The sequence below is a fragment of the Mesorhizobium sp. J18 genome, assembly GCF_007829525.1.
Lineage (GTDB): Bacteria > Pseudomonadota > Alphaproteobacteria > Rhizobiales > Rhizobiaceae > VLJP01.
In genome coordinates this window covers 1-16,647 of sequence record NZ_VLJP01000053.1, presented here as the reverse complement: position 1 = coordinate 16,647, position 16,647 = coordinate 1, and the positions used below count along the sequence as shown (strand labels likewise).

Genomic DNA, 16,647 nt, shown 5'->3' with positions numbered 1-16,647 from the left:
CGCCGGTAGCCCGGCGGCACCGAGAACGTCATCATCTTCGCAACCGTATCACGGGAGATGTTGAAGGCCTTCGCCGCCTGACGCTGGCTCATGCCCCCCCGCGCAGGCCTGGCGAACCCTGAGATATAGTTCCACGCTGAAAATCCTCGCGCCCTCCCTGCTGTCGCAGAAAGGGAAAGGGTGGACGACTTTTACGCCGCCCGCAGCAGCTCCATGCCGCCGCTTCCGTGGACTAGTTTCTCACCGCCGTTCTCATCTCTATTGGCGGGCCGGCCGCATGTTTTTCCTGAGGCTCCAGGTGCTGCTCCGGGGAAACGCTGTAAAGCCGCAGCGGAGGGCCACCCGGATGAGGCAGAACACCGCGCTCGATGAAATGCAGGCCTGAACCCGGCGCCAAGTCCGACACGAAGCCGCTGACCAGTATCTCGCCGGGTTTGGCGCGCGTCGCAATATCACGTGCTGTCTGCAGTTCATCTCCGAAGAAGGCCTCGCCATGGATTTCGATTTCCCCGAGATGCACGCCGCAGCTTGCCGTCAATCCCAGCAACGAGGTTTCGCGGACAAAATCGATGGCATAGCGTACGGCCCGCGCGGGCCCATCAAACCTTGCCGTGACCTCGGGACCATTGGCCTGCGATACATGCCCGCCGTAGCGCGCCAGGAGCGTGCGGACCAGAATATCCAGATGTTGAGGCCATTCCTCGCCCACGCCCTGACCGGCGGGTTGAGGTGCAAACCTGGCTACCACCATTGTTGCGAGGAAGCGGTTGTGCTGGCTCACCGGCCGCATGCCGGTCAGAAATTCCTCCGTAGCGTCAGCGACCGCGTCGACATCGCCGCTCCAGGCCAGGTGATCTTGCCCTGCCAAGCCGACAAAAGTTGCTCCCGGGATGTGCTCGGCAAGATAGCGGCCGGCGTCCGGATTGACACGGACATCGTCTGCCCTGTGCAGAATCAGGGTGGGAACGCGAATGCTGGGAAGCACTGCTCGAACGTCGATCTGGGCGATCATCCGGATCAGGGCCATGGCGGCGCTCGGACTTGCGCCATGCCGCTCAAGGCGCGCCCACCAATCGCGGAACCGCTGATCGTTGACGCGACTGGGCGCAAAACGCTCCAATGTCGATCCGTCGCCCCATGAGGCTTCCGCGGTTTCGACAAATGCGGCCAGATCCTCCTCGCCCATCACCCATTGGTTGAATTGCGCGTAGCCGCCATAAAGCACCAGCGCGCGCGTTCTTTCGGGGTAGGTTGCAGCAAACAGAATGGACAGTGGAGCTCCCTCGAAGCACCCGAAGAGCGCTGCCCTGGCGCTACCCGACGCATCCATCACCGCGCGAACGTCGTCCATCCGCGTCTCAAGGTCCGGCAGTTGACCCGGGTCACCCCGGTCACTCAGACCGGAGCCGCGTTTGTCGAAGACGATGAGGCAGGAGAAGGAAGCCAGGCGATTGGCGAAATGACTGAAACCAGGGTCTTCCCACTGCACTTCGACGTTCGAGATGAAGCCGTGAACGAAGACAAGGTCGAACGGGCCCTGCCCAACGACCTGGTAGGCGATCCGGCAATCGCCACTCTTCGCATATCGGGTCGTGGGTAGCCTCAATGCTTTCGCCGCCTCCGGGCAATGGAGGCATTATATCATGGTCCAGCAAGTTTGCGTCACCCTGCCACCATGCCGACCAGGGCGAATTACGCCTTCCCTGAGCGGCTGACAGGGCCGATCGTTGCTGCTGCCGCTAAAGGCCAGGTAGCTTTCAGTGACCATGTTTGTAATAGACGATCAACACTTTCATGTTCGGGAACAGGAGCGGCCACTATCTGTTTCGCACCAAGGTTTTAAGGTCCTTATCATGAAACATGTGCGCTCAACCCTCGAAGAACTCAGACGCTACATTTCCTCGTGCGACGCTCGGAAGGATTTGGAGGAGGTCGACGCATTGCTGTCGATGGCCCTGGAGGAGGTTCGGCGCAAGCTTGCTAGGGCCGGCGACCGAACGAATACCAAACCCGATTGAGCTGTCGAACGGCCTGTGGGCAGGCTCAAACCGCAATGGAATGACGAGCCGTACCGCGTCCAAGGTAGCTGTCGAAGGCTGCGGCAACCGAACGGATTTGCGGACGCACTTCAGGGCGCACGACAAAGTTGTTCCCTTCCTTGGAAAATACGTCCGGCAACCGGGTTTGAATATCTGACGCCTCCGCCAGAACCTTTTGCGCAGCCTCGCCGAAGCGTCCTGAAATCTCGTTGGCGGAAAAGCCGAAATCGCACATCAGCCGCTCGATAACCCAGGCGCGCACCCTATCCTCGTCAGAGAGCTCGAAGCCGCGCGAGACCGGCAGCCTGCCCGCTTCGACCGCCCGCCTGTAAACTCCCATGGCGGTGGTATTCTGCGAATAGCCTTCGTTGAATCTGCTGATCGAGGACGGCCCAAGGCCGATGAGTGTCTCGAAGGGATCGTCGGTGTAGCCCTGGAAATTCCGTCGCAAGGCACCACGCGCCGCCGCCAGTGCCAGGCTGTCTCCAGGCAGCGCGAAATGGTCGAGCCCGATCGCCTCATAACCCGCGGCGCGGATAAGGGCGGCGGCCCGTGCAGACTGCGCCATTCGTCCTTCCCGGTCCGGCAACACTGCTTCGTCTATCAGCTTCTGATGCTTCTTGAACCACGGCACATGGGCATAGCCGAAAAGTGCCAAGCGGTCGGGTCGCAGGGATAGCGACATCGCAACCGTCTCGGCTATGGATTCCACCGTCTGGTGAGGCAGGCCATAGACAAGGTCGAGGTTGATGGCGCGAACGCCACGCGCCCGCAGCCCCTCTACCACGGCGCGCGTATCCTCGAAGCTTTGTTCGCGGTTGATCGCCTTCTGCACCTTCATCTGGAAATCCTGCACCCCGAGGCTGGCACGGTTGAATCCGGTGTCAGCGATTGCCGTAAGGCGCGCTTCGTCCATGTCGGTCGGGTCGATTTCGATGCTGATCGCGGCATCCGGTGTAAAGCGGAAGGTCTCGCGCAGCATTCCCATCAGGCGGTGAAGATCGTCAGGCGTGAGAAGCGTCGGAGATCCCCCGCCCAGATGCACCGCGCCAACCTGCACCGAAGGCGGCAGCAAGGCCGCCGTCAGCGCAATCTCGCGAAAGAGGGCTTCCAGAAAGGCCGCCACAGGCTCATAGCGCAACGTATGGTGGGTATGACAGGCGCAGAACCAGCAAAGCCGATCACAGAAGGGCACATGGATGTAGAGGGAGACGACCTCGCCATCCTTCACCGCCGCCATCCAGCGGCGTACCGTCGCATCGTTGACCCCGTCGTGGAAATGCGGAGCGGTCGGGTAGCTCGTGTAACGCGGCGCGGTGTCCGCAAACCTGAACGCGGCTTCGGCTGACATGATGCCTCCTTATTCGCGCGCGATTTCTGGCCTGGATCGCCGCCCTCCGCGTTGACCCAGATCAAAGTTCAAGCGCGACGACAAACTGCCACGGAGCATCGATAGCGACGAAATGTTATCGGGGCGCCAGAAAGGTGGCAGACTTTGCGTAAGGACGTTCATACCGACGGAACCCCCAGACTGTGCGTGTCCTGCGATGCACGTCACAAGGGGATCTGCGGCGCGCTGGACCAGGAGCAGCTCGTCGCGCTGGCCAAGACTTCGCACAAGCAGCACGCCGAAAGCGGAACCGAGCTGCTTGGCGACGCCGAGCGAATCAATACCTATGCCGTCGTGCTGTCTGGTGTAGTAAAGCTCGCCAAAACCCTGTCCGATGGGCGCCAGCAGATCGTCAGTCTGCAATTCGCACCCGATTTTCTCGGCCGCCCCTTCAAATCTGAAAGCGCACTCAGCGCCGAGGCTGCGACCGACGTATCGCTATGCACCTTTCCCAAGGCTGCACTTGAACGGCTGATGCAGGCTTCGCCCGAGCTGGAGCGCCGCCTCTATCGACAGGCGCTCGATGAGCTTGATCAGGCCCGGGAGTGGATCGTTACCCTGGGACGGAAGACGGCCGGCGAAAAGATCGCTTCCTTCCTGCTCATGATCGCGCGCAATATAGACCCGAGCGCGGATCCGGACCGTGACTCCGCCAACTTCGAACTGCCGCTGACGCGCGCGGACATTGCCGATTTCCTTGGCCTGACCATTGAGACCGTAAGCCGCCAGCTTACGCGGCTGCGCGCCGACAAGGTCATCAGCATCGAAAACAATCGTAACGTGGTGGTACCGAGCCTTGCCAGGCTGGAAGCGCGCGCAGGCAATTAGGACGCAGCACGGCGTTTCGACCTACTGGACCGGTCCCCGCACATCGAAGCGCGCGACTTCAGGCAATACGTGCTCGCGCTCGAAGGCGATATGGCGTCGCTGCCCCTCGAAAAAGGCGCGCAGCATGAATCCCATCGCCTCCGGATTGTCCACCGTGCCCTGGCGTCCAAGCAGCATCAACGCTTCGGCAACTTCGCCGGCGAAGCATTCATCCTCTGCGTGTTCGGCCAGAAGCCTGTCGAGCGAATCGTGCCCCCTCTCCTGGGCGTCCAATATCCGCGCATAGGCTGGGAACAGAACCTCCTCCTCGAACCGATGCACGCCTCGAACCAACGGCTCCAGTTCCTCTGCGAGCATGAGGCACCTGCGCGAATCGATGTTGGCCGGCAGCGAGTCGGCAACCTCCTCGAGAAGACTGCACAGCCGCAGCATTTCAGCGTGTGCCGCCTCTACGATAGTCACGGTGGTTTCGTAACAACGTGGCTGCACTTTTCCGCCTCCTGTCAGGGTCCTAACCTCCACATTTCATATCCCGTGACCCGTTCGAACGGAGCGCACATTGGATGCCGCGAGGTTCCCATGCTTTGACATGGATCAAGGCGCGGCTCGCAAGAACCTCTCAATCAGGCGCGGACACCGACGGGCGGCCCCAAGTCGCCGGCGGTCAAGGAACGGGGATTTTGGATGACCAACGGACCATATATCGTCGGCCTGAGCCTCTTCGCGTTCCTCGCCCTGATGGGTGCAGGATTCGCGGCAGACCAGCCCTTTGCCCAGCATATGTGGGTGCTATTCTTTGTGCTTGTGGGCGCGACTTTCGTTCTGCTGCGCCGCGCCCGGTTCGCTCCCGCGCCGGCGCCGGATCCTGACGCCTACATGGACGGACCGATCCGCTACGGCGCCATTGCAACCGTATTCTGGGGCGTGATCGGCCTCTCGGTCGGGGTGCTGGTGGCGCTGCAACTTGCGTTTCCCGACCTGAACATCGAGCCCTGGTTCAATTTCGGACGCACAAGACCGCTGCATACCTCGGCGGTTATCTTCGCCTTTGGCGGCAATGCGCTGATCGCAACCTCATTCTATGTCGTCCAGCGTACGTCCCGGGCCCGCCTCTTCGGCGGCGACCTGGCGTGGTTCGTGTTCTGGGGTTACCAGCTCTTCATCGTGATGGCGGCGACCGGCTATTTGCTCGGCATCACCCAGAGCCGCGAATATGCCGAGCCGGAATGGTACGTCGATATCTGGCTGACGATCGTCTGGGTTGCGTATCTGGTCGTGTTCCTCGGGACGATACTGAAGCGCAAGGAACCGCACATCTACGTAGCCAACTGGTTCTATCTCGCCTTCATCATCACCATTGCAATGCTGCACATCGTCAACAATCTGGCGGTGCCGGCTTCCTTGGTGGGATCGCATTCCTATTCGCTCTTTGCCGGCGTGCAGGACGCGCTGACGCAGTGGTGGTACGGCCACAACGCGGTTGGTTTCTTCCTGACTGCGGGCTTCCTCGGCATGATGTACTACTTCGTGCCAAAGCAGGCGGATCGCCCCGTCTATTCCTACCGCCTGTCGATCATCCACTTCTGGGCCCTGATCTTCCTCTATATCTGGGCCGGTCCGCATCACCTGCACTACACCGCCCTGCCCGACTGGGCGCAGACACTGGGCATGGTGTTCTCAATCATGCTGTGGATGCCCTCCTGGGGCGGCATGATCAACGGCCTGATGACGCTTTCCGGGGCCTGGGACAAGATCCGTACCGATCCCGTCATCCGCATGATGGTGGCCGCAGTTGCCTTCTACGGCATGGCCACTTTTGAAGGCCCGATGATGTCGATCAAGGCGGTGAATTCGCTCTCGCACTACACCGACTGGACCATCGGCCACGTTCACTCGGGCGCTTTGGGCTGGAATGGCCTGATCAGCTTTGCCGCACTCTACTTCATGGTGCCGAGGCTCTGGGGCCGCGCGCGGCTCTACTCGGAACGCATGGTAGCGTGGCACTTCTGGCTGGCGATGATCGGCATCGTCGTCTACGCGGCTGTCATGTGGGTGTCCGGCATAATGCAGGGCCTGATGTGGCGCGAATACGACGAGCAGGGCTTCCTGGTCTATTCCTTCGCCGAAACCGTGCAGGCCATGTTCCCCTACTACCTGGCACGTGCCCTGGGCGGCGCACTCTATCTCGCCGGCGCGATCATCATGGCCTTCAATCTCACCATGACCATCCTCGGCCATCAGCGCGAAGAGGAGCCGATCGGAGGCAGGTCCGTCGCTCCCCGCCCCGTCGCCGTGCCCGCCGAATAGGAGTTTGACTGAATGGCACTTCTTGACAAGCACCGCATCATAGAAAAGAACGCCACGCTTCTGCTGGTTGGCTCGCTGTTCGTGGTCAGCATCGGCGGCATCGTCGAGATCACGCCGCTGTTCTATCTCGAGAATACCATCGAGAAGGTGGAAGGGATGCGGCCCTATTCGCCGCTGGAGCTGGCGGGACGAAACATCTATGTCCGCGAGGGTTGCTACGTCTGCCACTCGCAGATGATCCGACCCTTCCGCGATGAGGTGGAACGCTACGGCCATTACAGCCTGGCCGCGGAATCGATGTACGATCACCCATTCCAATGGGGTTCGAAGCGCACAGGGCCTGACCTCGCACGGGTCGGAGGCCGGTACTCCAACGAGTGGCATGTCCAACACCTCATCGAGCCACGCTCGGTGGTGCCGGAATCGGTGATGCCGAGCTACGCCTTCCTCAAGGACAAGGACCTCGACATCCGCAATTTCCAGACACATCTCGTCGCCAACCAGCGCGTTGGGGTGCCGTATACCGAGGAAATGGTCGAAAATGCCGTGGCCGACATCAAGGCCCAGGCTGATCCCAACGCCGACACGTCCGGCGTGGAGGCCCGCTATCCGAAGGCCCAACTCGGAGATTTCGACGGCAATCCAAATCGTCTGACCGAAATGGATGCGCTTGTCGCCTATCTTCAGATGCTAGGCACGCTGGTCGATTTCTCGACCTACGACGCCCCGCAGAACTTGCGCTAGGAGGAAGGCATGGAAACCTACACCTATCTGCGCCAGTTCGCCGACTCCTGGGGTCTCCTGTTCATGACGCTCTTCTTTTGCGGTGTCGTGATCTTCGCCTTCCGCCCCGGCAGCCGTGAACAGGCCGACGAAGCAGCCCGCATCCCGCTCAAGGACGATTGACATGAGCCAGAAGGAAATTGATGAGATCAGTGGCGTCGCCACGACCGGCCATGAATGGGATGGCATCAAGGAACTTGACAACCCCATGCCGCGCTGGTGGCTGTGGACGTTCTACGCCACTATTTTCTGGGCGCTCGTCTATACGATAGCCTATCCGGCCTGGCCGTTGGTCACGTCGGCTACGACGGGCATACTCAACTGGTCCAGCCGCGCCGATCTTCAAGCCGAGCTCGTATCTGCCGAAGCGGCCAAGAGCGATTATATCGCGGCAATCGAAAAGGCCTCGGTCGAAGAAATACTGGCCGACGACACGCTGCGCCAGTTTGCCATCTCGGCCGGCGCCGCCGCATTCAAGGTCAATTGCGTGCAGTGCCATGGTTCAGGCGCGGCCGGATCGCCCGGCTATCCGAACCTCAACGACGATGAATGGCTGTGGGGCGGCTCGCCAGAGGATATCCGCGCGACGATCGCCCATGGCATCCGCTTTGCAGGCGATGACGAGACGCGGGTCTCCGAAATGCCGGCATTTGCTGACATATTGAGCCGCGATGAGATCGACGCCGTAGTGAAGCACGTGTTGGCGCTGTCTTCCGGCGGCGACGTTGCGGATGCCGGGGCCGAAATCTTCGCCCAAAACTGCGCGGCCTGCCATGGCGACGCCGGCAAGGGCAATCCAGAGTTGGGTGCGCCGGATCTTACGGACGCCATCTGGCTCTACGGGTCGGAGCCCGCCGAGATCGCGGCGCAGATACGCCGGCCCCGTCACGGCGTGATGCCGGCCTGGGAGGCTCGCCTTGGCGAAACGGCGGTGAAGGAACTTACGGTTTACGTCCATTCGCTCGGCGGAGGGGAGTGATTCCGCCTTCCCGCCCGGCTCCACCAGGGGCCGGGCGGGGCTGCGGCGCACAGCCGGTCACTGTGCCGCACCCCTGTTTTGACTTGGATCAAACCGCGGCCGGTTCACAGGGGGCATAGCCCTCCTCGTGACAATCGCGGTTAGGAGAAGAGGATGACCGGCACGGTCGCGTTTGAACGTCACGATGCAGAGGCGGTGAACTCTGCCCGGTTGCGCAAGCCCCTCTATTCCGCCCGCAGGAAAATCTTCCCGAAGCGTGCCAAAGGCCCTTACCGCAATTTCAAATGGCTGGTCATGGCGGTTACCCTGGGCATCTACTACCTGACGCCCTGGATACGTTGGGACCGGGGTCCTTTTGCCCCGGACCAGGCTGTCTTGATCGATCTGGCCAACCGACGCTTCTACTTTTTTTTCATCGAGATTTGGCCGCAGGAGTTCTTTCTCGTCGCGGGGCTGCTCGTGATGGCGGGCCTGGGCCTGTTCCTGCTCACGTCCACGATCGGCCGCGCCTGGTGTGGCTACACCTGTCCGCAGACTGTGTGGGTCGATCTCTTCCTTGCGGTCGAACGCGCGATTGAAGGAGATCGCAACGCGCGCATCCGCCTCGACCAAGGGCCATGGACGGCGCGCAAGATTGCACTGCGTACGCTCAAGCACGCCATCTGGCTGGCTGTCGCAGTCGCGACCGGCGGCGCCTGGATATTCTACTTCGCGGATGCCCCGACCTTGCTGAGGGATTTCGTGACCGGCCAGGCCGCGCCGGTCGCCTATACCACCGTCGCCATTTTGACAGCCACCACCTATGTGTTCGGGGGCCTGATGCGGGAGCAGGTCTGCACCTATATGTGCCCCTGGCCGCGTATCCAGGCGGCGATGCTGGATGAGCACTCTCTGACCGTCACCTATAACGACTGGCGTGGTGAACCGCGTTCGCGCGGGACCAAGAAGGCGGCGGCACTGGGTATCGAGACCGGTGATTGCGTGGACTGCAATGCTTGCGTGGTCGTTTGCCCCATGGGCATAGACATTCGTGACGGCCAGCAACTGGAATGCATCACCTGTGCACTATGCATCGACGCGTGCAACGATGTCATGGACAGGCTCGGTCGGGACCGCGGCCTGATCTCTTACGCCACGCTGGCCGATTACAATGCCAATATGGCGCTCGCCACAGGTAACGGCACCCATGCGATCAAACCTTCGCTGGTGCGGGATGCTTCAGGGCGCATTTCGGACACTGTCGCCCGGTTCCATCCCCGCAAGCTGTTGCGGCCGCGCACCTTCATCTATTTCGGCAGCTGGGCGCTGATTGGTCTGCTTCTGGTGTACGGGCTGGTTTCCCGCGACAGGCTGGAATTGAATGTCCTGCACGACCGTAATCCGCAATATGTCGTGCTTTCGGATGGCTCGATCCGTAACGGCTATACGGTCAAGCTGCTCAATAAGATCCCTGAGCCACGTACCGTGACAGTTCGCCTTGGGGGGCTTCCCGGCGCGACCATGAGCGCGGTCGGCATGGAGGACAGCGAAAGCAAGCAGATCACCGTTACTCTGGAGCCGGACAGGACTCGCTCGCTCAAGATCTACGTGCGCCAGCCCCGGGAGAAGAACCGCACACCGGGCAAGGCCCAACGGCTGGTGTTCCACGTCGTCGACAAGTCATCCCTCGACTCCGCCGAATATGTGACCAATTTCGAAAGCCCGGAGTGATCACGATGAGCGAGCAATTCACCGGTCGTCACTTCCTTATGATCATTGCGGCGTTCTTCGCTGTCATCATCGCCGTGAACGTCACGATGGCGGTGTACGCAAACAGGAGCTGGACCGGGTTCGTCGTGCGCAATTCCTATGTCGCGGGGTTGGAATTCAACCGAAAGGCGCGCGAATATCGCGAGCAGATGGCGCTGGGTTGGCATACCGGACTCGAGGGGGGCGACGGGACACTCCGCTTCGCCATCGCCGACAGGGATGGCAGGCCGGTCAAGCTGAAGACGGGTTCGGCTACGTTCCGTCGGCCGGTCAGCGATGCCCAGGACACGACGTTTGCCCTTGCCCCTGATGCGGACGGCGCGCTCACTGCTCCGTTTGCGCTCGCGGACGGCGTATGGATCGTCGAGATCGAGGCGGATGCCGGCCGTCAGTTGCCGTGGAGGGAAACCCATCGTATCGTGGTGAAAAATGGGGCGTTTGAATGAGTTGCTGCGCGCCCGGAAGCGAAGATCTGGCTCTTGGGTTGCAGGCGCCACCCTCTGACGAGGAAGTTGCCTTTGCCGCTCGCGACATGGGCGACGGGACGCGGCAAGTGGAGCTTTCCGTGCCGAATGTCCACTGCGCGGCCTGTATCCATACAGTCGAAAGTGCACTGGCCAGACTCGATACGGTCGAGCGGGCACGAGTGAACCTTTCCAGCAAACGAGTCAGCGTGCGCTGGCGGGGCGATGCATTGCCGCCCATTGTTTCCACCTTGAGCAGCCTCGGCTATCCGCCCCACCTTTTCGACGATGCGCAGGACGGAAAGGACCCGGTGCTTTCCGAATTATTGCGAGCCGTCGCCGTCTCTGGCTTTGCCGCAGGAAACATCATGCTCCTTTCCGTCTCGGTATGGTCCGGCGCGGAAGGGGCCACGCGTGACCTGTTCCACTGGGTTTCGGCGCTGCTTGCCCTCCCCGCCTTGGCGGTGGCCGGCATCATCTATTATCGCTCGGCCTGGAACGCCCTGCGCCACGGGCGCATGAATATGGACGTGCCGATCGCAATCGGCATCACCATGGCCTACGCACTGAGCATCTACGACACCTGGCACTCGGGCGCCCACGCCTATTTCGACGCTTCGGTCACTCTGCTCTTCTTCCTCCTGATAGGTCGCACGCTGGACCACGTCATGCGCAACAAGGCACGCGCCGCCGTTGCCAACCTGGCGCGGATGGCCCCGCGTGGCGCACTGGTGCTGTTCGACGACGGCACACGCGACTATCGCCCCATCGGGGAAGTCCAGCCCGGCACCAAGCTGCTTGTGGGTGCGGGCGAACGCATTCCGGTCGATGCGCGGGTCGTGCATGGCGCATCGGATATCGACTGCTCATTGGTCAATGGCGAAAGCGCGCCCCAGCCCGTCGCCGCGGGCGCGGAAGTTCACGCTGGCGCACTGAACCTCACCGGCCCTCTCACCTTGGAAGCTGTACGGGCTGCCTCATCGTCCTTCCTGGCCGAGATGATCCGGCTCATGGAAGCCACTGAGGGAGGAAGGGCCCGCTACCGCCGCATTGCCGACCGGGTGTCGGCCATGTATGCGCCGGTGGTGCATCTGACTGCCCTCGTTGCGTTCATCGGATGGATGCTGACTGGCGCGGACTGGCATCAGGCAATCACCATAGCCATTGCCGTGCTCATCATTACGTGCCCCTGCGCACTCGGCCTGGCAGTGCCCATGGTGCAGGTGGTGGCAGCACGCCGCCTGTTCGAGAACGGAATCATGGTCAAGGACGGTTCCGCCCTGGAACGTCTGGCGGAGGCGGACTCGGCAGTCTTCGACAAGACCGGAACGCTTACGCTCGGCCAGCCTCGGCTGACCAACATGCATGAGATCCCCCCGCGCCTTCTGGACGTGGCGCAAGCCCTTGCCTCCCATTCACGGCATCCGCTTTCGCAGGCGATCGCGCAGCAGGCGAGGCGCTCGACGTCCGCGACATTCGACGACGTATCCGAATTGCCGGGCTTCGGCATGGAAGCAAGGACGGGTGGCATTGTCTGGCGATTAGGCCGCGCAAGCTGGGCCGCAAGTGCCTCCGAAGAAAACGGCACTGTGCTGACCCGCAACGGTGACATTGTAGCCCGCTTCACCTTCGCCGATGAAATCCGCCCGGGCGCCCGCAGCACGATCGATACTCTGAAGAAGCGCCTTCGCCGGGTGGAAATGCTTTCCGGGGACGCCGAACCGGCCTGCCGCCAAGTTGCCGAAGAGCTTGGCTTCGATCACTGGCGCTCCAATCTTCTGCCGGCAGACAAGGTTTCCCGCATCGAGGAACTTTCGGGGAATGGCCATAAGGTCATGATGGTGGGCGACGGGTTGAACGACGCCCCTGCGCTGGGCGCAGCCCATGTTTCCCTGGCGCCTGCCAGCGCCGCCGATATTGGGCGCAACGCTGCCGACTTCGTATTCCTGCATGGGAACCTTTCGGCTGTTACCACTGCCATGGACGTCGCGCTGCGCGCCGGCCAACTGATCCGGCAGAATCTCGGCATTGCAATCATCTATAATCTCATCGCCGTCCCCATCGCCATTCTCGGCTATGTCACGCCGCTTGTCGCAGCGATCGCCATGTCCGGATCATCCATCCTTGTCATCAGCAACGCCCTGCGCCTCATGCGAATGGGCATTACCGAAAAGAGGGTTGCGCCAAAGGCGACCAAGCCAGCAACGGAGCCGCTAAGGGCATGAGCGTTCTCGCCTATCTCATCCCTGTAGCGCTTTTCCTCGGGGGCATCAGTCTGATCGCCTTTCTGTGGGCGCTGCGCAGCGGCCAGTACGAGGACCTTGACGGCGCCGCCCAGCGGATCCTTCTGGATGGAGAGGAAACGGGCGACAAGCCCGCAATTCGGTGAGAAATCCCCGCGACCGGACGGAACGCTAGCTCGCCTTACGTGAGGGAGTCATCGGCTCGCGAATTTCAGCCGCAACGGATCGCAATATGCGGGCGAGCGGAAAGAGCTTCTTCTGCTCGAAATGGGCTGCCTGAGCCTCCACAAGGAGCGCGCACCGTTCACGTTCCCTCGCCCCCGTTCCACCATCCGACGCCTGTTCCTGCCGCATTTTTTTGACTTATTGCCGCCGTTTGTTGCAGAGACCTTCAAACCGCGGAGGAGAGGAAAGGTTGCGGCGGCTCCGCATCACTTTTTTCGGTTTGATCACAGAGATATGCGGGCTAGGCAGTCGTATCCGTATGCCCGCGTGAGTACGACCTATCAATATCGCGGATCACACCGTCGCCGCCATCGGGATCGACCCGCTTCAATATGAAGTCGATCTTCGCCTCAAGTCGGTTTGAGCCCTCCTTTGACTGGGGCGAGCCAAGAAAGATGAAGAAGGCTGTCAACGGCGGTGCAAAATCCGGCCACGCGGCGGCGCAAAACCAGGCCAGGTGGCAGTGGCCTGCGCCATGGCGCGCGCGCTTACCAATAGCTGGCGCGTGCCATGGCGCATTGGCCTCTTTGGGCCAAAACGAGCGATCTGATCTCAGGACTTTTGTTGCCGCTTTCGGGCAGTGCTGTTGGCGAGGCGATAGCTCTCGCCGTTCATCTCGAGGATGCTGACGTGGTGGGTCAGCCGGTCGAGCAGTGCGCCGGTGAGGCGCTCGGAGCCGAAGGTCTCGGTCCATTCATCGAAGGGCAGATTGCTGGTGATCAGGGTCGAGCCGCGCTCGTAGCGGTGCGAGATCAGCTCGAACAGCAACTCGGCGCCGGTCTTGGACAGCGGCACAAAGCCCAGTTCGTCGACGATCAGCAACTTGACGGCAGCCATCTGCTTCTGAAAGCGAAGCAGGCGACGTTCGTCGCGGGCCTCCATCAGTTCGTTGACCAGGGCTGCGGCGGTGGTGAAGCTGACCGACATGCCCTTCTGACAAGCCGCCAGCCCGAGGCCAAGGGCAATGTGCGTCTTGCCCGTGCCGCTTGGGCCAAGGGCAATGACGTTCTCGCGCCGCTCGATCCATTCGCAGCGGGCCAGTTCCAGCACCTGCATCTTGTTGAGCTTCGGGATGGCGCTGAAGTCGAAGCTGTCGAGGCTTTTGACCGTGGGGAATTTGGCGGCCTTGATGCGGCGCTCGACCATCCTCCGCTCCCGGTCGATCAACTCCAGTTCAACAAGCCGGGCGAGGTATCGGACATGATCCATGCCTTCGGCCGCACATTGCCGGGCCAGCTTCTGATGTTCCCGCAGGAACGTGGGCAGCTTCAGCGCCTTGAGGTGATGGGCGAGCAGGATTTCCGGACCATCGCTCATGCCGCGTCCTCCGCATCGCCCGACAACAACCGCATATAGGAGCCGGGCCTGGTTTTCTCGACTGTTGCCTTGGGTAGATAGGGATAACAGTCCAGGTCCAGCCGGGGCGGACGGTGTTCAACACGGCAAAGCAGCAGGTGCTTCACGGCGTCGAAGCCGATTGCGCCCATCTGAAGCGCCTGCTTCACCGCGGCATGCAGATCAGCCAGATCAAAGGTCTCGAGCAACCGCAGGACCTGGACGTATTCGCGTCGGCCATGTCGGTTCATGCGAGCTTCCATTAGCCGGCGCAACGTTGCGAACTCCTCGGGAAGCTCCCAGCCTTGCAATGGTGCGGCCTGATCGAGTGCGTTGATCTTCTGCTCCAGCAGCGGCAGGTAGTGGATCGGGTTGAAGACGATCTCCTCGCGATCCCAGCAGCGGGGATGGCGGGCAATGACCTCGCCCCGGCAGCCGATCACCACCTCGTGGACATAGGCCCGGATCCAGACATCCTGATGGCCGAAGGCAACCGGCACCGAGTAGTCGTTGGTCTTGTAGCGCACCAGACACTGGGACGAGACGCGGCCACTGTCCTGGTCACAGGCGTCGAAAGGCGCGACCGGGAGGGGGCGCATGGCAACCAGATCACGTTGCAACCGCTCGCCGATCGTCTCGCTCTCACCGCGCAGGACATCGTGCTGGCGCTTGCGGCATTGCTCCTCCAGCCAAAGGTTGAATGCCTCCCAGCTCGTGAACTCGGGAAGCGGCACCATGAAGTTGCGGCGGCAATAGCCCACCAAGCCCTCGACATTCCCCTTGTCATTGCCTTTGCCAGGACGGCCGTAGTGGTCCCGGATCAGGTAATGCGACAGGAAGCCGCTGAACAGGACGGCCCGCTTGCGGGTGCCATCGGGCAGGATCTTCGCCACCAGGCACCGGTCATTGTCATAGACGATCGACTGCGGCACTGCCCCAAAGAAGGCAAAGGCGTGGATGTGGCCGTCCACCCAAGCCTCGGCCACAGCCGCCGGATAGGCGCGGACGTAACAGGCGTCGCTGTGCGGCAGATCCAAAACAAAGAAGTGGGCCTTCTGCTCGACACCGCCAATCTTGACCATCGCCTCGCCGAAGTCGGCCTGCGCATGGCCCGGGGGATGCGCCAGCGGCACGAACACTTCCTGGCCCCGCCGTTCTCGCTCCCGGATGTAATCCTTGATGATCGTGTAGCCGCCGGTGAACCCGCACTCGTCACGAAGCCGGTCGAACACCCGCTTCGCCGTGTGCCGCTGCTTCCGCGGCATGGAGCGATCCGCCTCAAGCCAGCCCTCGATGATCGGGATAAAGGGATCAAGCTTCGGCCGCCTGACTTCGGCCGTCCGCCGGTCTGGCTCCTGGGCTCTTCAGGCTATTCGGCCCAGCTTGCCGCGCATCTTGGCTTTCCGCTCGCCTTCGCGGCGCATCTGGCCGACGAAAACCTCGAAGCCGCGGTTGCGCTTTATCGTGCCAAATTCAGGCCCTCGGCCGTGCTCGACCAGCCTTATGTCATCGTCAGTTCCGGCGTGATGGCCGCCGATGACGAAGGTGAGGCGCAGCGTCAGTCCTGGGCCTATTCGCATGCGATGATGCGCATGTCGCAGGGCAAATCCTTCGTCGTGCCGACGCCCGAAGAGGCTGAATCCTATCCCTACACCGACCGGGAGCAGCAGATCATCGAAATGTGGGACGCCAAGACCATGGTCGGAACAGCCGAGCAGGTCGTCGAGAAACTCAACGCAAGGCAGAAGCACATAAACGCTGACGAAATGATGATCCTTAATCTTGGGCATTCCCCGGCCGCAATCCATCGTTCGACAGAGCTCATCGCCGACGCCTACGGTCTGCCGCAGAACATCAGCGAATGAGCCAGATGTCCGTCCGCCCCGATGGACGGACATCACCCTGCGGCCGCGCAGCAAATACAACCTGCAAATATCATCCGGGCTTGCCTGCGACATAGACCCGTTCATCCCAGAGATGGTCGATATCGCGATGCTGTGAAATCTATCGCTGCGTCAAAGCGGCAAGCTCAGCCTTAAGCCTGTCTTAAGTTCGGCAAGGTCCGCAGGAGCAAACTGGATGATCAGGAGCCTCACGATGTTTGACCTGCGTGATATCAAGTCCCACCACTCGCCGACCGTGGCAGAAAGTTCTGTGCCGTCTTTCATGATTGGGSGGCGAGCCGTTCTTGCGGGGCTGGCCGTGCTTGGCGCCGCGGGATTGGCGACACGGGTTCAGGCTGCTGGTGACACCTCGGCGGAGATGATCCTCAATGATCCGCAGGCGCCTGTGGGGGGCAATCCGC

The 16,647-nt window shown here is 61.6% G+C and carries 14 protein-coding genes and 2 pseudogenes; 11 read left to right on the top strand and 5 right to left on the bottom strand.

The genetic code is table 11. From position 1 onward, the window contains the following. Positions 1 to 232: 232 nt before the first annotated feature. Positions 233 to 1,606 carry an alpha/beta fold hydrolase gene (locus L598_RS16875; protein WP_144864417.1) on the bottom strand — a complete coding sequence of 458 codons (1,374 nt, stop codon included), beginning with the start codon at positions 1,604 to 1,606 and terminating at the stop codon, positions 233 to 235. A gap of 437 nt (positions 1,607 to 2,043) precedes the next feature. After that, positions 2,044 to 3,390: an oxygen-independent coproporphyrinogen III oxidase gene (hemN, locus tag L598_RS16870; RefSeq protein WP_144864415.1), complete on the bottom strand. Its 1,347-nt coding sequence runs from the start codon at positions 3,388 to 3,390 to the stop codon at positions 2,044 to 2,046. Between the two features lie 144 nt (positions 3,391 to 3,534). On the opposite strand from hemN, the gene L598_RS16865 reads away from it, so the two are divergent. Continuing rightward, positions 3,535 to 4,257, top strand: coding sequence for a Crp/Fnr family transcriptional regulator (locus tag L598_RS16865; RefSeq protein WP_348642772.1), 723 nt, complete (start codon positions 3,535 to 3,537; stop codon positions 4,255 to 4,257). Between the two features lie 21 nt (positions 4,258 to 4,278). Here L598_RS16865 and L598_RS16860 read toward each other — a convergent pair whose 3' ends face one another. Further along, the gene (locus tag L598_RS16860) at positions 4,279 to 4,719 is read right to left on the bottom strand and encodes a hemerythrin domain-containing protein (RefSeq protein ID WP_246658803.1); all 441 of its coding nucleotides are present in this window, start codon (positions 4,717 to 4,719) and stop codon (positions 4,279 to 4,281) included. Positions 4,720 to 4,941: 222 nt separating this feature from the next. On the opposite strand from L598_RS16860, the gene ccoN reads away from it, so the two are divergent. The 8 genes from ccoN to ccoS all read left to right on the top strand — a co-directional run bounded on the left by ccoN (position 4,942) and on the right by ccoS (position 12,928). Further along, positions 4,942 to 6,564 carry a cytochrome-c oxidase, cbb3-type subunit I gene (gene ccoN, locus L598_RS16855; protein WP_144864411.1) on the top strand — a complete coding sequence of 541 codons (1,623 nt, stop codon included), beginning with the start codon at positions 4,942 to 4,944 and terminating at the stop codon, positions 6,562 to 6,564. A 12-nt stretch (positions 6,565 to 6,576) separates the two neighbouring features. Then, positions 6,577 to 7,308, top strand: a complete 732-nt coding sequence (gene ccoO / locus L598_RS16850; RefSeq protein WP_144864409.1) for a cytochrome-c oxidase, cbb3-type subunit II — start codon at positions 6,577 to 6,579, stop codon at positions 7,306 to 7,308. A gap of 9 nt (positions 7,309 to 7,317) precedes the next feature. Beyond that, positions 7,318 to 7,470 (top strand): cbb3-type cytochrome c oxidase subunit 3, encoded by a 153-nt coding sequence (locus tag L598_RS16845; protein ID WP_144864407.1) that lies wholly within the window; start codon positions 7,318 to 7,320, stop codon positions 7,468 to 7,470. Between the two features lies 1 nt (position 7,471). Continuing rightward, on the top strand, positions 7,472 to 8,326 hold the full coding sequence (gene ccoP / locus L598_RS16840) for a cytochrome-c oxidase, cbb3-type subunit III (protein WP_144864404.1): 855 nt from the start codon (positions 7,472 to 7,474) through the stop codon (positions 8,324 to 8,326). A gap of 153 nt (positions 8,327 to 8,479) precedes the next feature. Beyond that, a complete protein-coding gene (gene ccoG, locus L598_RS16835; RefSeq protein ID WP_144864401.1) occupies positions 8,480 to 10,036 on the top strand; it encodes a cytochrome c oxidase accessory protein CcoG in 1,557 nt (518 codons plus the stop codon). 5 nt (positions 10,037 to 10,041) lie between these two features. Beyond that, a complete protein-coding gene (locus L598_RS16830; protein ID WP_144864399.1) occupies positions 10,042 to 10,521 on the top strand; it encodes a FixH family protein in 480 nt (159 codons plus the stop codon). After that, positions 10,518 to 12,764, top strand: coding sequence for a cation-translocating P-type ATPase (locus tag L598_RS16825; RefSeq protein WP_144864397.1), 2,247 nt, complete (start codon positions 10,518 to 10,520; stop codon positions 12,762 to 12,764). Before L598_RS16830 ends, L598_RS16825 begins: the two co-directional genes overlap by 4 nt. Then, positions 12,761 to 12,928, top strand: coding sequence for a cbb3-type cytochrome oxidase assembly protein CcoS (ccoS, locus tag L598_RS16820; RefSeq protein ID WP_144864395.1), 168 nt, complete (start codon positions 12,761 to 12,763; stop codon positions 12,926 to 12,928). The genes L598_RS16825 and ccoS overlap by 4 nt, the downstream gene beginning before the upstream one ends. A 631-nt stretch (positions 12,929 to 13,559) precedes the next feature. Here ccoS and istB read toward each other — a convergent pair. Both istB and istA read right to left on the bottom strand, forming a co-directional pair. Further along, positions 13,560 to 14,324, bottom strand: a complete 765-nt coding sequence (gene istB / locus L598_RS16815) for an IS21-like element helper ATPase IstB (protein WP_028035775.1) — start codon at positions 14,322 to 14,324, stop codon at positions 13,560 to 13,562. Further along, positions 14,321 to 15,688, bottom strand: a pseudogene (gene istA, locus L598_RS16810) (IS21 family transposase); the annotation flags it as partial. The pseudogene istA and the gene istB, both read right to left, overlap by 4 nt. On the opposite strand from istA, the gene L598_RS16805 reads away from it, so the two are divergent. Together L598_RS16805 and L598_RS21645 are read left to right on the top strand one after the other, a co-directional pair. Continuing rightward, a complete protein-coding gene (locus tag L598_RS16805; protein WP_144862132.1) occupies positions 15,587 to 16,207 on the top strand; it encodes an LLM class flavin-dependent oxidoreductase in 621 nt (206 codons plus the stop codon). The pseudogene istA and the gene L598_RS16805 overlap by 102 nt on opposite strands. Positions 16,208 to 16,439: 232 nt before the next feature. Beyond that, positions 16,440 to 16,647: pseudogene (locus tag L598_RS21645) on the top strand (hypothetical protein); the annotation flags it as partial.

What these genes read in the sequence shown, in the direction of transcription:
- L598_RS16825 (WP_144864397.1), top strand. Translation starts at nt 10,518, where the DNA reads ATGAGTTGCTGCGCGCCCGGAAGCGAAGATCTGGCTCTTGGGTTGCAG.
- ccoS (WP_144864395.1), top strand. Translation starts at nt 12,761, where the DNA reads ATGAGCGTTCTCGCCTATCTCATCCCTGTAGCGCTTTTCCTCGGGGGC.
- ccoO (WP_144864409.1), top strand. Translation starts at nt 6,577, where the DNA reads ATGGCACTTCTTGACAAGCACCGCATCATAGAAAAGAACGCCACGCTT.
- istB (WP_028035775.1), bottom strand. Translation starts at nt 14,324, where the DNA reads ATGAGCGATGGTCCGGAAATCCTGCTCGCCCATCACCTCAAGGCGCTG.
- ccoN (WP_144864411.1), top strand. Translation starts at nt 4,942, where the DNA reads ATGACCAACGGACCATATATCGTCGGCCTGAGCCTCTTCGCGTTCCTC.
- hemN (WP_144864415.1), bottom strand. Translation starts at nt 3,390, where the DNA reads ATGTCAGCCGAAGCCGCGTTCAGGTTTGCGGACACCGCGCCGCGTTAC.
- L598_RS16830 (WP_144864399.1), top strand. Translation starts at nt 10,042, where the DNA reads ATGAGCGAGCAATTCACCGGTCGTCACTTCCTTATGATCATTGCGGCG.
- ccoP (WP_144864404.1), top strand. Translation starts at nt 7,472, where the DNA reads ATGAGCCAGAAGGAAATTGATGAGATCAGTGGCGTCGCCACGACCGGC.
- ccoG (WP_144864401.1), top strand. Translation starts at nt 8,480, where the DNA reads ATGACCGGCACGGTCGCGTTTGAACGTCACGATGCAGAGGCGGTGAAC.
- L598_RS16845 (WP_144864407.1), top strand. Translation starts at nt 7,318, where the DNA reads ATGGAAACCTACACCTATCTGCGCCAGTTCGCCGACTCCTGGGGTCTC.